Source organism: Pseudomonas sp. JV245A (genome assembly GCF_032424515.1).
Lineage (GTDB): Bacteria > Pseudomonadota > Gammaproteobacteria > Pseudomonadales > Pseudomonadaceae > Aquipseudomonas > Aquipseudomonas protegens.
On sequence record NZ_VYKE01000323.1, the window covers coordinates 1 to 2,406 of the forward strand.

The following is a 2,406-nucleotide window of genomic DNA, read 5'->3' on the forward strand; positions in this document are numbered from 1 at the left end:
GTGCCGGTGCCGCCCGGCTTGTCAGGCTGACGCCGACAAAGGTCAGCAGGCTGACCCCGAGCCCGTAGTAGATCGGGGTGTTGGCGAGAATGCCGTCGCGGACCATGAACGCGATCACCGTCAGGCTGCCGGTGAGCATGCAGGCGATGGCGCCCCTGGCCGAGGCGCGGCGCCACAGCAGCGCGCCCATGATCGGCACCAGCAGGCCGCCCACCAGCAGGTTGTAGGCGATGCTCAGCCCGGCGATCACGTCGTTCACCAGGCACGCCATCAACAGCATCGCCGCGCCCAGCCCGAGGGTGATCCAGCGGCTGCTGGCCAGGTGGTTTTCCCCGCCCCGGGTAAGGAAGCGGCTGTAGATGTCTTCCTTGAGCACCGTGGCCGACGCCAGCAGGCAGGCGCTGGCGGTGGACATGATGGCGGCCAGGGCAGCGGCCACCACCAAGCCGCGCAGGCCGGCGGGCAACACGCTGCGGGTGACTTCGGCGAAGGCGTTTTCCGCCACCGCCAGGTCCGGCAACAGCAGCTTGGCGGCGGCCCCCACCAGGGCGCAGGCGGCGCCATAGAACATGCAGTAGATCCCGGCGCCGAGCCCGGCGTAGCGCACCACGCTTTCACTGCGGGCGGTGAACAGACGCTGCCAGATGTCCTGGCCGATCAGGGCGCCGAAGAAGTACAGCAGGAAGTAGGTGAGGATGGTGTCCAGGCCGATATTGCCCAGCTCGAAGAAGCCCGCCGGCAGGTTGGCCTGCAAGGCTTCCAGGCCGCCGGCCTGGCCCAGGCTCATGGGCAGCAGGACGCCGAAGATCCCCAGGGTCATGATCACGAACTGGATGATGTCGGTGAGGGTCAGCGACCACATGCCGCCGATCACCGAGTAGAAGATCACCAGGCCGCCGCCGCAGAGGATCGCTGTGATCCGCGGGATCTCGAACACCACTTCGGTGATCGAGCCGATGGCGATGGTGGCGGTCACCGCCACCATCAGGTCGTAGGCCACCATCACGCAGCCACCGATCAGCCGCGAGGACGCCTGATAGCGCTGCTCCAGGATCTGGGTCACGGTAAAGACCCGCAACTGGGCGATCTGCCGGGAGAACACCAGGCTCAGCACGATGATCCCCAGACCCAGCATGAACACCAGCCACAGCCCGGAAATGCCGTAGCTGTAGCCCAGGCGCACCGAGCCTATGGTGGAAGCGCCGCCGAGCATCACCGCCGACAGCGTGCCCAGGTACAGGGCCGGGCCCAGGCGGCGCCCGGCCACCAGAAAGTCATCCTGGCTTTTCACTTTGCGCATGCCCCACCAGCCGAGGCCGGCCATCAGCAGGACGTAGATCGCCATTACCAGATAATCGAGTGCCATAACCGTCGCTTCCTTTTGTTTTTGTTGTTGAAGGCAGGTCGGCGCAGCGTAGGTGGCAGGGGTTGCCGGGTACATCCCGGCGGGCACAAGCTGGCTTGTGTTTTGTGGAAAGTGCCTGGGTGGCAGTGAAGGCTGCGGGCACTCGGCCGATAGCCTGTGCGGGCCCGGTGGCCGCCTCAGTCAAAGGAAACTTCAGTGATGAATCTCGCAACTCCCACCCTGCTGGCCGCGTTGGCGTTGCTCGGCGCTTGCAGTGTCAAACCGGTACAGCCCTATTCGGAACCGCCCCTGAGCGTGCCGACCGCGCAGTTGCGGGTGATCACCAACGGCGAGGTGCGCGGGGACGCCTATGCCGGGTGCCTGGGGGACAGCAAGCGCCTGGCCAAGGCCGGGCGTTTCGGCAGCGATCAACAGGCCAACATCAACTACCCGCAGTTCCCGGTGCAGCCCCGGCAGATCGACATGCTGCCCAGGTTCGCGCCGAAACTGCCGGCCTACGCAGGGGCGATCCGCAGGGGCGAGGGCGCCTACAACGAGATCGCCACCGAGTACCGGGTACCGGCGGGCCGGCCTTTCCTGCTGGAAGGCGGGGGCGTGGCGGCAGGTGGCTATGGCAGCACCTACAGCACCTGCCCTGAGGTGAGGAAGGTGGTGCTGTTCGAGCCGGGCAAGAGCTACGAGGCCTATGTCGGTCTGAACTACATCCCCCAGGCGAACGGCGAAACCGCAGCCATGTGTGCCTTTGCGGTGTACCAGTTGTTGCCCCTGGGCAAGCCGGGAGCGGTCATGCCGATGGCGGTCCAGGCCAAGCCGCCGGTGGACAGCAAGTGCCCGGGTAGCTGAGCCGTTGGAGGGTAGCCCCGGCCTGGGGTAGCAGGCCGGGGGTGAGGGCTGGTCTAGGCCTCCCAGCCCGCGTCGCGCACCGCCTGCTGCACGAGTGGATGCAGTTCGGCCCCTTGCTGCTCGGTCTGCCAGGCCAGCAGTTCCTTGCGCATGCCTGGGGTCCAGAACATCTGCATGTGGTTGCGCACGCTGAGCAC

Annotated in this window: 3 protein-coding genes; 1 reads left to right on the top strand and 2 read right to left on the bottom strand. The window is 66.5% G+C overall.

All coding sequences use genetic code 11. The annotated features are described in order from the left end of the window. The coding region (locus tag F6S12_RS31190) for a sodium:solute symporter (RefSeq protein WP_315869800.1) at nt 1-1,366 on the bottom strand (1,366 nt) is incomplete at its 3' end. Nucleotides 1,367-1,564: 198 nt separating this feature from the next. Between F6S12_RS31190 and F6S12_RS31195 the strand changes: the two genes are divergently transcribed. Continuing rightward, nucleotides 1,565-2,209: a hypothetical protein gene (locus F6S12_RS31195; RefSeq protein WP_011058704.1), complete on the top strand. Its 645-nt coding sequence runs from the start codon at nt 1,565-1,567 to the stop codon at nt 2,207-2,209. 53 nt (nt 2,210-2,262) lie between these two features. Here the strand turns inward: F6S12_RS31195 and F6S12_RS31200 are convergent. Next, the coding region (locus F6S12_RS31200; RefSeq protein ID WP_315869801.1) for a formate dehydrogenase subunit delta at nt 2,263-2,406 on the bottom strand (144 nt) is incomplete at its 5' end.